This is a genomic window from Streptomyces sp. NPDC101776, from assembly GCF_044766845.1.
Lineage (GTDB): Bacteria > Actinomycetota > Actinomycetes > Streptomycetales > Streptomycetaceae > Streptomyces.
This window is the reverse complement of the sequence record NZ_JBIWMV010000024.1, coordinates 36,947-50,547: the sequence shown is the minus strand read 5'-3', so window position 1 is coordinate 50,547 and position 13,601 is coordinate 36,947. Positions and strand designations below refer to the sequence as shown.

The following is a 13,601-nucleotide window of genomic DNA, read 5'->3' as shown; positions in this document are numbered from 1 at the left end:
AGGCCTCTGCGGTGTCGCGGCCCGAGCCGAAGGAGCCTGCGGCGCAACCGAGTTGGCCGCCGGTCGGCGTTGCACGGCGGGCTTGGCCGCACCGGGGCCGACGGCTGTCGTACCACCCGGAGCCACCGGAACAGCCCGAACCGCCCCAGCCAGGTTGCCCCCAGCGGTCGCCCCGTCACCCGACTCGGCCCGCACCCGTCGTACCGAAACATCATCAACCGCAGGAGCGACGAGCGGGACAGGCGACTCACCGCCCGGAGCAACACCACCTCGGTCGGCGTCAGTTGACCCGGACGTGGACTCCCCGCCCCTGCCGTCACTCAAGCCGCTCCCCGAACCACCCCCGACAGCAGCCGAGTTCCGCCGTGCAACCAGATTCCGCTGCACGGAAACCGCAGCCGCAGCCGCCCCGACCCGTGTCAACGAGCCCGACCGAACAGGCACCGACGACACCGGAGTCACCCGCACACCGGAAGCCGGACGCACCGAGTCGACCCCGGGACTCGACCCACCCGGCCGCACCGCCTCCGCCCTCACCGCCTCCGCTCGCACCCCAGAGGAACCGCCCCGCGCAAGGGGCACCGTCCGCTGCGCAACCGGCCCGAACGCCTCGCGTCTCGCGGTCGTCCGCAACGGCACCGCCGGACCCCGATCCACCGGTGCCGCCACCGAACGCCCCGCCAACGGCAGTTGACCCGTGGGCAGTCCCAGGCTCGGTACCGCCCGGGCCGCGCCCATCGGCGGGGAACCCGCGATCCGGGCACTCCGCTCCGCGTCCAGCACCGCGCGGAAACCCGTCCCCGTGAACGACGGGTTCTGCCATGTGGGCAAGCGCGCGCCGAACCCGGCATCGGCCACCCCGGCACCCCCTGCGGCGGAGGCCCGCTGAATCGGCGCCAGCCCCGGCCAGGCGGCCACCCTCACGACAGGCCCCGTAGGACCCGTAGGAGCGTCGGGGTCGGAGCCCGCACCACCGGCCCCAGCCCCAGCCCCAGCCCCATCGCCCCGTCCCCGCAACCGGTCCAAGAACCCCACGTCAGCCCTCCGCCCCGGACCGCGTCACCAGGGACGCGATCTCGCCCGTGTAGCGGCGGCGGTCGTGGTGTTCGAGGTCCAGGATGTCCTCCAGGCTCCAGTGGAAGTGGTAGGCGACGTACGCGATCTCCTCGTGCAGCCGGTCGGTCGCGTACGTCACGATTCCCCCAGGCGGCTCCCGCCGAGCTCCACCTCGAAGGGTTCCGCGCAGTGCGGGCACTGAACTGCCGCGCGGGTGTGGCCCTCCGCGTTGATCTGGCGGTAGAAGTCCTGGAGGAAGGCGAGGTCGGAGGCGAACATGTTCTCCACGATCCCGTCGTGGACCATGGCGACGGTGCCCAGCCTGGTGATCACCCGGCCGAGCAGCACCACCGACAGATACGCCGGGTTCTCCTGCACCCGGACGTCCCGCAGCGGCACCAACTCGTCGCGTGCGGTAGCCAGTCGCATCACACCGTCCTGGTGGACCGTGCCGGACTCGTCGACGTAACCGCGCGGCAGTTGGAAGGGGAACTCGGTCCGCAGCGTCTGCCGTACGGAGGGAACGGCGGCCGGTGCCGGTATCGGTCCCGCGCCCGCCTCGGCCGTCGGCTCCGCACCCGGCACCGCCGTCGCGGCGGCCGCCGCCCCCGAACGCCGCATTATTCGATGACCAGTTCTTCGAACACGATGGTCACGGACTCGGTGAGGGCCGCGGCCTCGCCCGCCTTCACCGTGCTCGCGTCGATCTTGCTGCACCAGGCGTTGCGCAGGTGGTAGCGCTTCACCGGGTTGTTCTGGAAGTCCATCATGATGATCGACGCGTTCTTGCGCGCGGTGGTCATCTGGCCGGAGATCGACTCGTTGATCCACTGGGTGAACGAGGCCGACTGGGTCATGCCGCGGATGACCGTGCAGGTGCCGTTCTTCTTCACGCCCGGCAGGTTCTTCACCACGTTCTGCCCGTTGGGGGTGTTCTGCTGGTACGTGATGACGTCCTGCTCGATGCTGAGGCCGCTGACCTCCGCGAGGTACTCGACCATCACGCCGTCGATCTGGAGGCCGAAATTGTGTGAGGTGAGGGCGTCACCCGGCTGGAGACTCATGAATTGGCTGTCTTTCTAAGGGAGTTGAGAACTGGGTGGAGCGGCGGTGGGCGCGCCGGGCTCGCCTACTCCTCCAACTCCCCGCTGCCGCTGGAGAACTGCGCCAGCCGGAAGATCACGAACTCGGCCGGCTTGACCGGTGCGATGCCGATCTCGCAGACGACCCGGCCGACGTCGACCGACTCCGGCGGGTTGGTCTCCTCGTCGCACTTGACGTAGTACGCCTCCTCCGGCCGCTGGCCGAACAGGGCGCCGCTGCGCCACTCGTTGACCAGGAAGGCCGAGATGTTGCGCCGGATCCGGGCCCACAGGGCGTGGTCGTTCGGCTCGAACACCACCCACTGGGTGCCGATCAGGATCGACTCCTCCAGGTAGTTGAAGTACCGGCGGATGTTGAGGTAGCGCCAGGCCGGGTCGGAGGACATCGTGCGGGCGCCCCAGACGCGGATGCCCCGGCCCGGGAACGCGCGGATGCAGTTGACGCCGATGGGGTTGAGCAGGTCCTGCTCGCCGCGGGTGATCTGCGTCTCCAGGTCGACCGCGCCGCGTACGACCTCGTTGGCGGGCGCCTTGTGCACCCCGCGCTCGGAGTCGTTGCGGGCCCAGACGCCGGCGATGTGGCCGCTCGGCGGGATCAGCCGGGACTGTCCGCTGGACGGGTCGAAGGTCTTGATCCACGGGTAGTACAGGGCCGCGTACTTGGAGTCGTAGCCGGCCGTCTCCTGCCGCCAGACGCGGACCTGTTGGGCGTTCAGACTCGGCGGCGGGTCGATGACAGCGACCCGGTCGCCCATCAGCTCGCAGTGCGCGATCAGGCCGAGCTGGACCGCCTTGACGGCCTCCAGGTCGATCGCGCCGCGCTGGTAGGCGGCCATCAGGTCGGGCACCGCGACCATGGAGATCTCGTCCACGGCCTCCAGACCGCCGAAGCCGGTGCGGTCGGCGGAGTCGCCGAGGTAGGTGGCCGGGCCGGGATGAGACGAGGTGTCACTTGCCTTGCCGGGTACGGCCGGTGCGGCGGCGGGCGCCCTGAGCGCGACCGACTGGTTATCCGGGCGGGCCAGTTGCGCGGCGGGCGCGGCCTCGGCCACGGCGATGAGCTTGGAGCGCTCCTTGACCTGGGTGACGACGTAGTTGCGGCCGCCCTTCTTGGCCGTCACGTCGAAGCTCTCGACCTCGCGGCCGGCGTCCTTGACGACCAGCCGGAAGCGTTCCGCCGGGCCCTCGCCCTCGGCGTCGGCCACCTCGACGCTCAGCTCGCCGGGTGCCAGCGCCGTCACGGCGAAGGTGCCGAGCTGGGCCGGCTCGCCGGGCGGCAGCGCGGCCTGCGCGGCCGAACCGGTCACGGCGGAGGGGGACTTGGTCTCGGTGCCGGTGCCCTGGGCGGTGCCGCCGACCCGGACGACGTAGGCCGCCGAACCGCCGTTGTTGAAGAAGCCGTAGACCGAGTGGGCGAGGTAGTACCCGTCGGTGAACTCACCGAAGGCAGCAACGTACTGCGTCCAGTTGGTCACCAGGGTCGGCTCGTTCAGTGGACCGGTCGGGGCCAGGCCCACGAAGGCCGCCACCGATGTGCCCACTCCCTCGATCGGGCGCGAGCCGCTGGCCACCTCCTCGACGTAGACGCCGGGTGACAGGTAGGACGGCATGCTCTGCTCTCCTCGGGGTACGAGATAAGACGCTCTTAAGCCTCACGCGCGTACCCCGGCCGCCGAAACGTCCTCGAGTGCCTGTCTCGGGGCAACATCCTTGCCCTCAGGGGCAGTCCGCTCCGCAGCGGGGACAGGCAGGCTGTGGGGACTGCGGCGAGGCACAGCCTGTGACGGGTTTGGCGGGCGGCCCTTTTGGGCAACCGCTCTTGCCCCGGCGGCTCCTGACGCGCCCTCACCATCCGTCGTAGCGTCGGCATATGAGTCTGTGGACCTCCCTGGAGCCCGCGTCCGCGACCGTCGATCCCGGTGGCAGTACCCGTGTGCGGCTGCGGCTGCGCAACACCGGCGACGTCGTGGACGAGTACCGCTTCGAGCCGGTCGGGGGCATCGCGCCCTGGACCGCTGTGGAGCCGCAGACGCTGCGGCTCTATCCGGGCACGACCGGGACGGTCGATCTGACGTTCACGCCGCCGCGCACGCCGGACGCCACGGCGGGCCCGAACCCGTACGCGGTGCGGATCACGCCGACCGAGCACCCGGAGGCGGTCACCGTCCCCGAGGGCAATCTGACGATCACTCCGTTCACGGAGGTGCGGGCGGAGTTGGTGCCGCCGACGGTCAAGGGACGGTTCAGGGGCCGGCCCCGACTGGCCGTGGACAACCTCGGCAACACCAAGCTGACGGCGTCGATCAGCGGCAGCGACAACGGCGACCAGCTGTCGTACGACATCCATCCGGGCAATGTGCAGATCGAGCCGGGCCGCGCCGCGTTCGTCAAGGCCTCGCTGAAGCCGCGGAAGATCATCTGGTTCGGGCCGAAGGAGCAGCGGCCGTACACCCTCAACGTGCTGCGGTCCGGCGCCAACCCCCTTCCGGTGGAAGGGACTTATCTTCAGCGCGGGTTCCTGCCGCGCTGGCTGGCCACGTTCCTTGGGGCCGTCCTCGCGCTCGCGCTCACCTTCCTCATGCTGTGGATCGCGTACAAGCCGCAGGTGCGGACCGCCGCGACCGAGCAGCTCAAGGACGCGGGCGTGAGCACGCTCGCGCCCAGCCCCACCCTGAGCGCCGCTCCTCCCCCGCCGTCGCCCGTCGCGACGAGCGCGCCTCCGGTGGCCGTGACGTCGACCGCCGCCGAGGCGGGTGGCGGGTCGGGCGGCGGGGGAGACTCCAAGCCGTCCGCCAAGCCGAAGCCGGCGACGGCCGCGACCGCGGTGAACAAGCTGGCCGCGCAGGACTCCGGACGCCATGTCTGCTACCGGATCTACATCGGCGGCAAGGGCTGGCAGGCCCCGGAGTGCGACGGCGCCACGGCCGCCACCTCCACCGACGACGAGCAGATCCTGTCCGTGAACATCGCGGTCTCCGGGACCGCGGGTTCGGCCGCGAACGCCTTCATCCACGACCCGGCGTCGACCAACGGCTACGGCAAGTACCAGCCCTCGGGCTGGACGGCCATCATCCCCGACGGCAAGGACAACTACATCGGTGCCGCGAAGCCGGGCGCCGCGTACATGACCGGCTTCGCGAACAACATCGGCAGTGGTCAGCTCTGCTGGATCGTCCGCAACTCCGGCTGGGACTGGGGCGGTCAGGGCTGCGCCAAGCCGCGGCCCGAGTACGGTTTCGCCGGCACCCTCGACAACGCGCACTGGCTGGTGGCGGTCAGGATGACGGTGCCCAACTGACCGTCGGGCGGCGGCTACCAGGTGCCCTCGCCGGGCACCAGCCGTCCCGCCTTGCGGTACTCACGGCGGGCCCCCTCCAGGAGGTCCGCCGCACCGACCCTGTCCCCGCGTCCGGCGGCGAGGTAGGCGGCGGTGACGACGGCGCTGCGGATGGAACCGCCCGCCAGCTCGAACTCCTCGGCCAGCGGGGCGAGTTCGAGGTCGGGTGCGCTCGGCACATGGGTCAGACCGTGCCGCCACAGCGCGAGCCGCTGCGCCGGGTCGGGGAACGGGAAGTCGACGACCAGGTCGAGCCGGCGGGTGAACGCCTCGTCGATGTTGGCGCGCAGGTTGGTGGTGAGCAGCGCGATCCCGTCGAAGGACTCCAGCCGTTGGAGCAGATAGGCGCTCTCCATGTTGGCGTACCGGTCGTGCGAGTCCTTGACCTCGGACCGCTTGCCGAAGACCGCGTCGGCCTCGTCGAAGAGGAGCACGGCGTCGGTGCGGTCGGCCTCCGTGAAGATGCGTTCGAGGTTCTTCTCGGTCTCGCCGACGTACTTGTCCACGATCGACGACAGCTGAACGACGTAGAGATCCAGGCCGAGTTCGGCCGCGACGACCTCCGCCGACAGCGTCTTGCCGGTCCCGGACTCCCCCGCGAACAGACCGAGCACGCCACGTCCCCGGCCGCCGCCCGCGCTCAGCCGCCAGTCGCCGAGGACCCGGTCGCGGTGCCGGGCGCGCAGGGCGAGTTCGTGGAGCTGGGTCAGCGAGCGGTCGGGCAGGACCAGGTCCCGCCAGTCGACGGCGGGCCGGATCCGCCGGGCGTGCTGTTCGAGCCCCGACGCCGACTGCTGCCGTGCCGCGAGCCGCAGATGGGCCGCGGTCAGCGGGGTGCCGTCGAACGCGGCGAGCCCCCGGGCCGCCCGGGCGGCGCGCGCGATGCGGTCGGCGCCGAGGTGGTACGGCGCGACGGTGGCCCGCACGTCGAAGCCGCTGCCCTCGCCCACGGCGTCCGTCCAGGCCCGCACCGTCGCGGCCCGCTGTCGGGGCGCCTCCAGGATCAGCGGATCGCTCTCGCACCACTGCGGGTCGTACGGCCGCGCACCGGCGATCAGCACGGAGACATCGCCGGCGTCGGTCAACGCCCTTACCAGCGGACCGGGTTGGTCGGGCAGTCCGCCCACGACGACCGTACGGCCGCCCAGCCGGGCCTCGCGCAGCAGCTCCGGCACCCGTTCCTCGGGGCCGGAGAAGCGGACGGCGGCCACACCCGCCGCGTGCAGCGCCGCCGACACGCACACCAGCCCGTCGCCTTCGTGACGCTCCCTCAGATACACGGCGAGGGGCGGACCTTCGGCGAGCAGCACGCCCAGCCGGTCTACGAAGCCGGTGAACTCCTCGTCCCCGCCCGCCTCCTGTCCGTCGTACGACAGGCTCGGCGCGGGCAGTGGGTGGAGGTGCCCGGTGAGGGTCGCGTCCGGGGTGTCGTCGCCGAGGAGATGGGCCACGACCCGGTCCGGGACGCGCAACGAGCGGCTGAGGAAGGGGCGTTCGGGCTCCTCCACGGTGAGCAGTCCGAGGGCTGACAGCGGGGCCGTGGGGCGGAACCTGGCCCGGCCCGCCGCCTCGTGCGCGGGGATGCCGCACAGGTCGAGGGCGAGTCCCACGGTGGCCCTGCGGCGGCCGACGTCGTCGTTGAGGTAGCCGTAGAGGGGCTCGAAGGCGCGGTCCAGGTCGGGGGCGAGGGCGACGAGGAGGAGGGCGGTGTCGAGTTCGGTCAGGTCCAGGGCGGCGAGGCGGTCGGCGGAGCCGTGCGCCAACTCCGGGGTGGGAGAGGGTGGTTCGGGCGAGCGCAGCAGCAGATGCCGTACCGCCTCCTCCTGGAGGTACAGGCCGCGCAGCGGGTCGCCGGCCGTGGGGTCGGTGGCGGAGCGCCGGTCGACGAGGAGGGCGACCCGCTCACGGAGGTGACCGAGCCGGGCGAGAAGGGCGTCGGTCTCCGACCCAGCGGCGAAGGCCACTGCGTCGTACGGCACGTTCGTCTCGACGTCTCCGGCGTCGCCCGTCCCTCTCACGTCGACATCTCCGGTGTCGGCCGTCCCGCTCATGTCGACATCTCCGGCGTCGCCCGTCCCGCTCATGTCGACGCCTCCGGCGCCGTCCGTGATCGTCAAGTCGGCGTCCCCGGCGTCCTGTCGCGCCGGGACACCTCGCGGGCCTCCCGTACCGCCGCCACCTGGCGCGGGCGGTGGGCGCGTTCCTCCGGCGCCGGATCGGTGCCGTCGAGGCGGTGGACGCGGACCGCCGCGCCCTCGGTGACGGGCGGGCCGGCGTCGTACTCGGGGTAGGCCGGGAAGGGCGCGGTGACCACGAGGTCGAGGGACGGCTTGAGTTCACCGCCGAGGGCGGACCAGATCTCCGCGAGGGACCGTGACTCGGTCTGGATACCGGCCACCGAGATCGGCACCGACAGGCCCAACCGGCCCAGCGATCCCGGCAGTTCGGCGGGCGAGAGCAGTTCGCGCGGGATCAGGGTCGACAACACGGCGGACAGCAGCCGGTGTTCGTCCTGCGGCCGTTTCGTCCACGCCGTCACCAGGTACGACAGCCGGAACCAGCGTGGCGGCTGGCGGCGTTTGACGACCACGTCCCGCTCGTCGCGCACGGCGACATGCCCGCGCTGGCGCCGGTGCACGTCCTCCCGGATGTCGTACAAGTAGGTATTGATCGTGGGGGTGTTGCGGCGGGCGGCCCAGTCGCGGGTCGGGGCGTCGAAGGAGACCTCGATACCCGAACCGGCCAGTGCGCCGCCGCCGATCAGGTCCCCCAGGACCTCGTCCACCTCGTGGATCACCGCCGTGCTCCCGCCCTGCCGTGCTGTCGTGCCCCGCCGTACGCGTCGGCGCCCGGTACGTCCCTGTCGGCCGTACTCCGATCGTGCCGTCCCAACCGGCCTTCCCGGCAAGCACCTTGGGGACGGGAGAAGGGCACGGCAGGTTGCCCGCGTGTCCGGCTTCGAGTGCCCGTTCGGTCAGATGTAGCCTTCCCGAAGGGCATGCGCCACGGCATGCGCCCGATTGCGCAGGTGAAGGCGTGTGGTCAGGCCGTGCATGACGTTTTTGACGGTGCGTTCGGAATAGGAGAGCTTGCTGGCTATCTCTCCGGTGTCCAGGCCCTCGGCGACCAGCCGCAGGACGTCCACCTCACGCGGCGAGAGCCCCGAGGGGTGGGCTCCGGACCGGCCCGCCGCGCTGCGGTGCAGCGTCCCCACCTGTTCGACGAGGCGGCCGATCAGATCGGCCGGCAGATCGCCGTCACCCCGGGCCGCGGCGACCACGGCCTGCACCAGGCGCTGCGCGGTCGCCTCCCCGCGCCACACGATGGCGCCGACCCCGCACTCGATCACATCGAGCAACTCCGCCTCGCGCAGCGCCCCGACGACGAGCACGGCCCGCCCGCCCTCGCTGCGCACGAGCCGGCGCAGCCGGGTGAGCGCGGTCTCGTCGAGTGTGTCGGCGATGAAGAGGGCCACCCTGCCGGGACCGGTGTCGTTCTCCTCGCGGAGGTCGATCTCCGGGTATCTGCGGAGTTGGCTGAGCGCTCCCTCACGGGAGATCGGGTCCGGGGCGTGCACCGCCACGGGTATCCGGTCGCCGGAGTCGGCCGTACCGGGATGTGCGGGCCGCGATGAGCTGAGCAAGATTCTCCCTCGAATCCACCTACGTGCCACCCCAGTTGAGCTGGTGGCGGCCGTGTACTCCTCAGCCTCGGGGGGCGGGTGGGGCGCGCGCAATCGTGGAGCACCACGAGCAGCACCACGAGATCGGACGTACGGAACACCACAGCGAGTGAACGGCACGGGCGGAGAAAGCGTCTGCACCACGGGTACGACGGACACGAGGAGGACCGCGATGCCGGAGGCGACGTCTGACGCCGGAGAGTCCACGACACCGCCCGAACACCGGGACGCGGCGCGGCTGTTGGCGGCGGAGGCCGCGTGGGCCCGGGCCGGTGCGGGCCGTCTTGTTCTGCTGCGCGGGGCCACCGGAACGGGCCGTACGACCGTGCTGGAGGCCGCCGTCGCCGACGCCCTGGCGCACGGCACGCGGGTGCTGCGGGCCCGCTGTTCACCGCGTGACCAGGCGGTTCCGTACTCCGCCGTCCTGCAACTGATGTCCCCGGTAACGGAGTTCGGGGACATGGCGTTCGCCGGGGACGAGCGGGCGAGCGCCGAGCTGTTCGGGCGGGTACTGCGCTCCTACGCCGACCGGGCACCGCTGCTGATCGCGGTGGACGACGTCCATCTGGCCGACCCGGCCTCGCACCGCTGGCTGGTGGAGTCCGCCCGGCACGTCGACCGATTACGGATCCTGCTGGTCGTCACGGAACGCAGCCAGTACGACGTCGATCCACCGGTTCCGGGCCTGACCCACACCCTGTCGCCCGCGCTGGTCCGCACCCTCACACTGGCCCCCCTGACCCCCGACTCGGCCGCCACGCTGGTGAGTTCGGCGCACGCCGACGCCCCCGCGTCCTGGGTCGACGACTGTGTGCGGGCCGGCGGCGGCAATCCTCTGCTGCTGCGGGCCCTGCTCGACGACCTCCGCGCCGGCCGGCATCCAATCGTGCCGAAGACGTCCGCCGCGCTGTACCCGGGCGCGTATCCGGCCGCCGTCTCCTGGTGGCTGGACAGCGCGGGCCCGGTCACCGGCGAGGTCGCCCGGGTGCTGGCCGCGCTGGACGAGGGGTGGGACGGAGACCTCCCGCGTGAGCCCGACGCCCGCCGCCCGCTCGACGAACTGGCCGCTGTGGTCGCCGAGTTGGCGGGTGCCGACCCGGCGCGGGTGACCGGTTGGCTCACCGCGATGAGCGGCCTGGGCGTGTTGCGCCCCGACCCCGACGGGCGTCCGCGCTACGCGCATCCACTCCTGCGGGACGCGGTGCTCGCCGGCGTCCCCGCGACCCGACGCAGGGCCGCGCACGCGGCGGCGGCCGAGACGATGCAGCGCCACGGTGTCTCGCCGGACACGGTGGCACGGCAGTTGCTGCTGTCCGACCCGGTGGGCGCGCCCTGGACCTCGGCCGCGCTCCAGGAGGCGGCCGCGCTCGCACTGCGCGACGGGCGCACCTCCGACGCCGCCGCCTTCCTGCGCCGGACCCTGGAGGAACCGCTGCCGGACGGGCACCGCCAGCGGCTGCTGACCGAACTGGGCTCCCTGGAGTACAAGGCACAGGCGTCCTCGGCCGGTATCCCGCGCCTGAGCGAGGCGTTGCGGCTGCCGGGGGCGCCGCAGGACACGGTGCGCGCGGCGGTGGCGCTCGGCACGGCGCTGGCCGGCCGGGGCCGGACGGGGGCCGCCGTGGACGTACTGCGCACGGTGGAGGACGAGTTGACGGACCGTCCACAGTTGATCCGCACGCTCCAGACCGCCTCGGTGCTGCTGTCCGAGCAGGACCAGACGGTCCGTACGGAGGTGTACCGGTGGCTGTCCGACGCCGCCGAGCACTCGCCGGAGCTGGTCGGTACGGCCGGCCGGGCGCTGCTCGTGCGCCACGCTGCCACGGCCGGGCTGATCTCGGCCGCGGAGGCGATGCGGCGGCTGCGGGCACTGCTCGCGCAGCCCGCCGATCCGCTGACCGAGCCGTTCCTGCTCGGCACGGCCGCCGCCGTCGCCCAGTGGGCCGACGAACTCCCGGAGGCGGAGCGGCTGGTGGAGCGCGGGCTGGTGGGGCAGCGTCCCGATCTGCTGCACCCGATGCACGAGGCGCTGGCCAACGTACGGGCCGACATCCTGACCGCGCGCGGCGAGCACGCGCGACTGCTGGCCGAGCCGGGTGCGCGGGACCGGGCGCGCAGCACGCCCTCCAACCGGCAGGCCCATGTGCTGCTGGCGCTGGTGGCGACCGGTGAGGAGGCGCGGGCGCTGCGGCTGGTGGACGGCTTCGATCTCCGATCCGCGCCGGATTCCTGGGAGTTGAACCGTTTCCTGTACGCGCGGGGTGTGCTGCGCGCGGCCACGGGCGACACGGCGGGGGCGCTGCACGACTTCCTGGAGTGCGGGCGGCGGCAGTCGGCGCGCGAGGTGGTCAGCCCGGTCGTCACACCGTGGCGTACGGCCGCCGCCGAGTGCCGGCTCGCGCTCGCCCGGCCCCGGGAGGCCATCGCCCTGGCGGAGGAGGAGCTGCGGCTGGCCCGGGTGTGGAACACGCCCCGCACGATGGGCCGTTCACTGCGCGTTTTGGCCGCCGCGACGGGCGGTCGGCGCGGTCTGGAGCTGGCGGAGGAGGCCGTGGGGCTGCTGCGGGACGGGCCGGTGGGGACGGGGGCCGAGTTGGTGTCGGCGCTGATCGCGCAGGGCCGCGGGCTGACCGCGGCCGGGGACCGGGGGCGGGCCCGCGCCACACTGCGCGAGGCGGCGGAGCGCGCCGAGCGGCTGGGCGCGACGCGTCAATGGGCCCTGGCGGAGGAGGCGTTGGGCGAGAGCGGAGCCCGGCGCGCGGCGCCCGCCCGGACCGGTTCCCGGTCGCTGACGACCAGTGAGCGGCGGATCGCGGAACTGGCCGCGGACGGACGGACCAACACCGAGATCGCCGATCTGCTGCATCTGGCCCGCCGTACGGTGGAGACCCATCTCACCAGTTCCTACCGGAAGTTGGGCATCCGGCGGCGGGGTGAGCTGCCCAGGACGCTGGGCCGTCCGAACGGCAAGTGACCACCGCTGTCGGCTACTTGCGCGGGCCCGCGGTCGACTTCGGCTCGGTGCCCTCGGCGCGGACGGTGCTGTCGGCCTTGCCCTTCTTGGGGAGGTGCCGGGGCACGACGTCCTGGGGGAAGGTGAGTTGCTGGTTCATCCACTTCAGGGACGCGGGCATCTCCCGTACCCAGGTGGGGAAGTTGTGACTGCCCGACTCGGGCAGGATCGACGCGACGCGCATGGGGGCCCTGACGGCCTTGATGAAGGCGAGGGTCTGCGGGTAGCCGCGTTCGCCGTGCTTGCTGTCGGCGACCAGGACGGAGACCTGGGGCACGGGCAGGTGCTTCAGCCGCCACATCAGGTCGTGTCCGTTGACCCGGTTCACCCGGCCGAGACCGCTGCCGAAGAGGTTGCCGGTGGTGGGGTCGTCCTTGATCCGGTAGTCGGGCGAGAGCGCGGCGGCCGTCGTGTACACGTGCGGGTTGCGCATCGTGAGCTGGAGGGCGCAGGTGCCGCCGGAGGAGTAGCCCATGACGCCCCAGGCGCTGGCGTCGTGGCCGATCCGGTAGACGGACTTGAGGGCCTGGGGAAGGTCCTTGGCGAGGAAGGTCTCGGTCTGCGGTCCGCCCGGCACGTTCACGCACTCGGTGTCGCGCGGCGGGGCGATGGTCGGCCGGATCATCACCATGATGGTCGGCTGCATCTGCCCGCTCTTCTGCAGCTTCCCGGCGGTCTGCGACACCCGCAGGTACTGCGCGAGGTTGAAGATGCTGCCCGGGTAGCCGCTGAGCGCGACGACCACGGGGAAGCGCTGGCGGGCGTACGCCTTCTGGAAGTACTGCGGCGGCAGGTAGACGAACGCCGGGTCGACCACTCCCGTACGGCGGCCGATGACCTTCACGGACTCCACCCGGCCGTTCACCGCGGCGGGCCCCGTCGGCAGTCCGCTGACGCGGTTCAGCTGCTCGTCCGAGGCGGGCTGCACCAGCGCCCCCTTCACGGAGACACCGCCGACCGTGCCGGCGCCGTTGTGGTCGGCGGCCTGGGTCACGCCGACGGGGGCGGTGTCGACGTCGCCGAACAGCTCGCCCCACGACCCGAAGAACTGGTATCCCGAGTTCAGCCAGCACGCCAGCGCCGCGATGATGGTGACCTGAGTCACCCCGATGGCCGTCAGCCGCCCGAGCACATGCCGCACGCCCGGACTGGCGAGCCGCGGCCACACCCAGACCAGCAGCGCCACGCAGACGACAGCCAGGGCCGCCATCACATAAACGGTAGTCTCGCTGGTCAAACCCATGCCACTCAGTCCCCGGTTTCCTTGCCTGTGCTGTTTTCTTCACACAGAAGGAGGGTTATGGACCCTTCCGCGTTCCTCAACGAGCACGAATAGGACAAAGAAGCGGGTCGGCGGGTGTTTCCACGGACGGCCCCCTCCCAGGTTTGAGGCGCCCGGCCGGTGATCGG

11 protein-coding genes are annotated in these 13,601 nt (G+C 72.1%); 3 read left to right on the top strand and 8 right to left on the bottom strand.

What is annotated here, in order from left to right:
- Nucleotides 1-697 precede the first annotated feature (697 nt).
- Nucleotides 698-889 (top strand): hypothetical protein, encoded by a 192-nt coding sequence (locus ACIRRY_RS44190; RefSeq protein WP_403984690.1) that lies wholly within the window; start codon nucleotides 698-700, stop codon nucleotides 887-889.
- A gap of 147 nt (nucleotides 890-1,036) precedes the next feature.
- On the opposite strand, the gene ACIRRY_RS44185 is transcribed toward ACIRRY_RS44190, so the two are convergent.
- From ACIRRY_RS44185 to ACIRRY_RS44170, 4 genes are all read right to left on the bottom strand, one after another.
- Nucleotides 1,037-1,195: a DUF6760 family protein gene (locus ACIRRY_RS44185; protein ID WP_200684736.1), complete on the bottom strand. Its 159-nt coding sequence runs from the start codon at nucleotides 1,193-1,195 to the stop codon at nucleotides 1,037-1,039.
- Entirely contained in the window at nucleotides 1,192-1,677 is a 486-nt protein-coding gene (locus tag ACIRRY_RS44180) for a hypothetical protein (RefSeq protein ID WP_403984688.1), read from the bottom strand. Before ACIRRY_RS44180 ends, ACIRRY_RS44185 begins: the two co-directional genes overlap by 4 nt.
- Nucleotides 1,677-2,120 carry a phage tail protein gene (locus tag ACIRRY_RS44175; RefSeq protein WP_019063375.1) on the bottom strand — a complete coding sequence of 148 codons (444 nt, stop codon included), beginning with the start codon at nucleotides 2,118-2,120 and terminating at the stop codon, nucleotides 1,677-1,679. The genes ACIRRY_RS44180 and ACIRRY_RS44175 overlap by 1 nt, the downstream gene beginning before the upstream one ends.
- A 65-nt stretch (nucleotides 2,121-2,185) precedes the next feature.
- A complete protein-coding gene (locus ACIRRY_RS44170; RefSeq protein WP_403984686.1) occupies nucleotides 2,186-3,769 on the bottom strand; it encodes a phage tail sheath family protein in 1,584 nt (527 codons plus the stop codon).
- Between the two features lie 260 nt (nucleotides 3,770-4,029).
- Here ACIRRY_RS44170 and ACIRRY_RS44165 point away from each other — a divergent pair, with 260 nt between their 5' ends.
- Nucleotides 4,030-5,457 carry a hydrolase gene (locus tag ACIRRY_RS44165; RefSeq protein ID WP_403984684.1) on the top strand — a complete coding sequence of 476 codons (1,428 nt, stop codon included), beginning with the start codon at nucleotides 4,030-4,032 and terminating at the stop codon, nucleotides 5,455-5,457.
- Between the two features lie 14 nt (nucleotides 5,458-5,471).
- On the opposite strand, the gene ACIRRY_RS44160 is transcribed toward ACIRRY_RS44165, so the two are convergent.
- The 3 genes from ACIRRY_RS44160 to ACIRRY_RS44150 form a co-directional block, all read right to left on the bottom strand.
- Nucleotides 5,472-7,547, bottom strand: a complete 2,076-nt coding sequence (locus tag ACIRRY_RS44160; protein ID WP_403984839.1) for an ATP-binding protein — start codon at nucleotides 7,545-7,547, stop codon at nucleotides 5,472-5,474.
- 62 nt (nucleotides 7,548-7,609) lie between these two features.
- A complete protein-coding gene (locus ACIRRY_RS44155; protein WP_403984682.1) occupies nucleotides 7,610-8,293 on the bottom strand; it encodes a DUF4255 domain-containing protein in 684 nt (227 codons plus the stop codon).
- 177 nt (nucleotides 8,294-8,470) lie between these two features.
- Entirely contained in the window at nucleotides 8,471-9,139 is a 669-nt protein-coding gene (locus ACIRRY_RS44150) for a LuxR C-terminal-related transcriptional regulator (protein ID WP_403984680.1), read from the bottom strand.
- A 211-nt stretch (nucleotides 9,140-9,350) separates the two neighbouring features.
- Here ACIRRY_RS44150 and ACIRRY_RS44145 point away from each other — a divergent pair, with 211 nt between their 5' ends.
- Nucleotides 9,351-12,152, top strand: a complete 2,802-nt coding sequence (locus ACIRRY_RS44145) for a LuxR C-terminal-related transcriptional regulator (RefSeq protein ID WP_403984678.1) — start codon at nucleotides 9,351-9,353, stop codon at nucleotides 12,150-12,152.
- Between the two features lie 13 nt (nucleotides 12,153-12,165).
- Here the strand turns inward: ACIRRY_RS44145 and ACIRRY_RS44140 are convergent, their stop codons facing one another.
- The gene (locus tag ACIRRY_RS44140; protein WP_403984676.1) at nucleotides 12,166-13,434 is read right to left on the bottom strand and encodes an alpha/beta hydrolase; all 1,269 of its coding nucleotides are present in this window, start codon (nucleotides 13,432-13,434) and stop codon (nucleotides 12,166-12,168) included.
- Between the last annotated feature and the right edge of the window lie 167 nt (nucleotides 13,435-13,601).

Excerpts from the sequence above, each read along its gene's own strand:
- ACIRRY_RS44165 (WP_403984684.1), top strand. The coding sequence starts at position 4,030 with ATGAGTCTGTGGACCTCCCTGGAGCCCGCGTCCGCGACCGTCGATCCC.
- ACIRRY_RS44170 (WP_403984686.1), bottom strand. The coding sequence starts at position 3,769 with ATGCCGTCCTACCTGTCACCCGGCGTCTACGTCGAGGAGGTGGCCAGC.
- ACIRRY_RS44140 (WP_403984676.1), bottom strand. The coding sequence starts at position 13,434 with ATGGGTTTGACCAGCGAGACTACCGTTTATGTGATGGCGGCCCTGGCT.
- ACIRRY_RS44160 (WP_403984839.1), bottom strand. The coding sequence starts at position 7,547 with ATGAGCGGGACGGCCGACACCGGAGATGTCGACGTGAGAGGGACGGGC.
- ACIRRY_RS44180 (WP_403984688.1), bottom strand. The coding sequence starts at position 1,677 with ATGCGGCGTTCGGGGGCGGCGGCCGCCGCGACGGCGGTGCCGGGTGCG.
- ACIRRY_RS44175 (WP_019063375.1), bottom strand. The coding sequence starts at position 2,120 with ATGAGTCTCCAGCCGGGTGACGCCCTCACCTCACACAATTTCGGCCTC.
- ACIRRY_RS44145 (WP_403984678.1), top strand. The coding sequence starts at position 9,351 with ATGCCGGAGGCGACGTCTGACGCCGGAGAGTCCACGACACCGCCCGAA.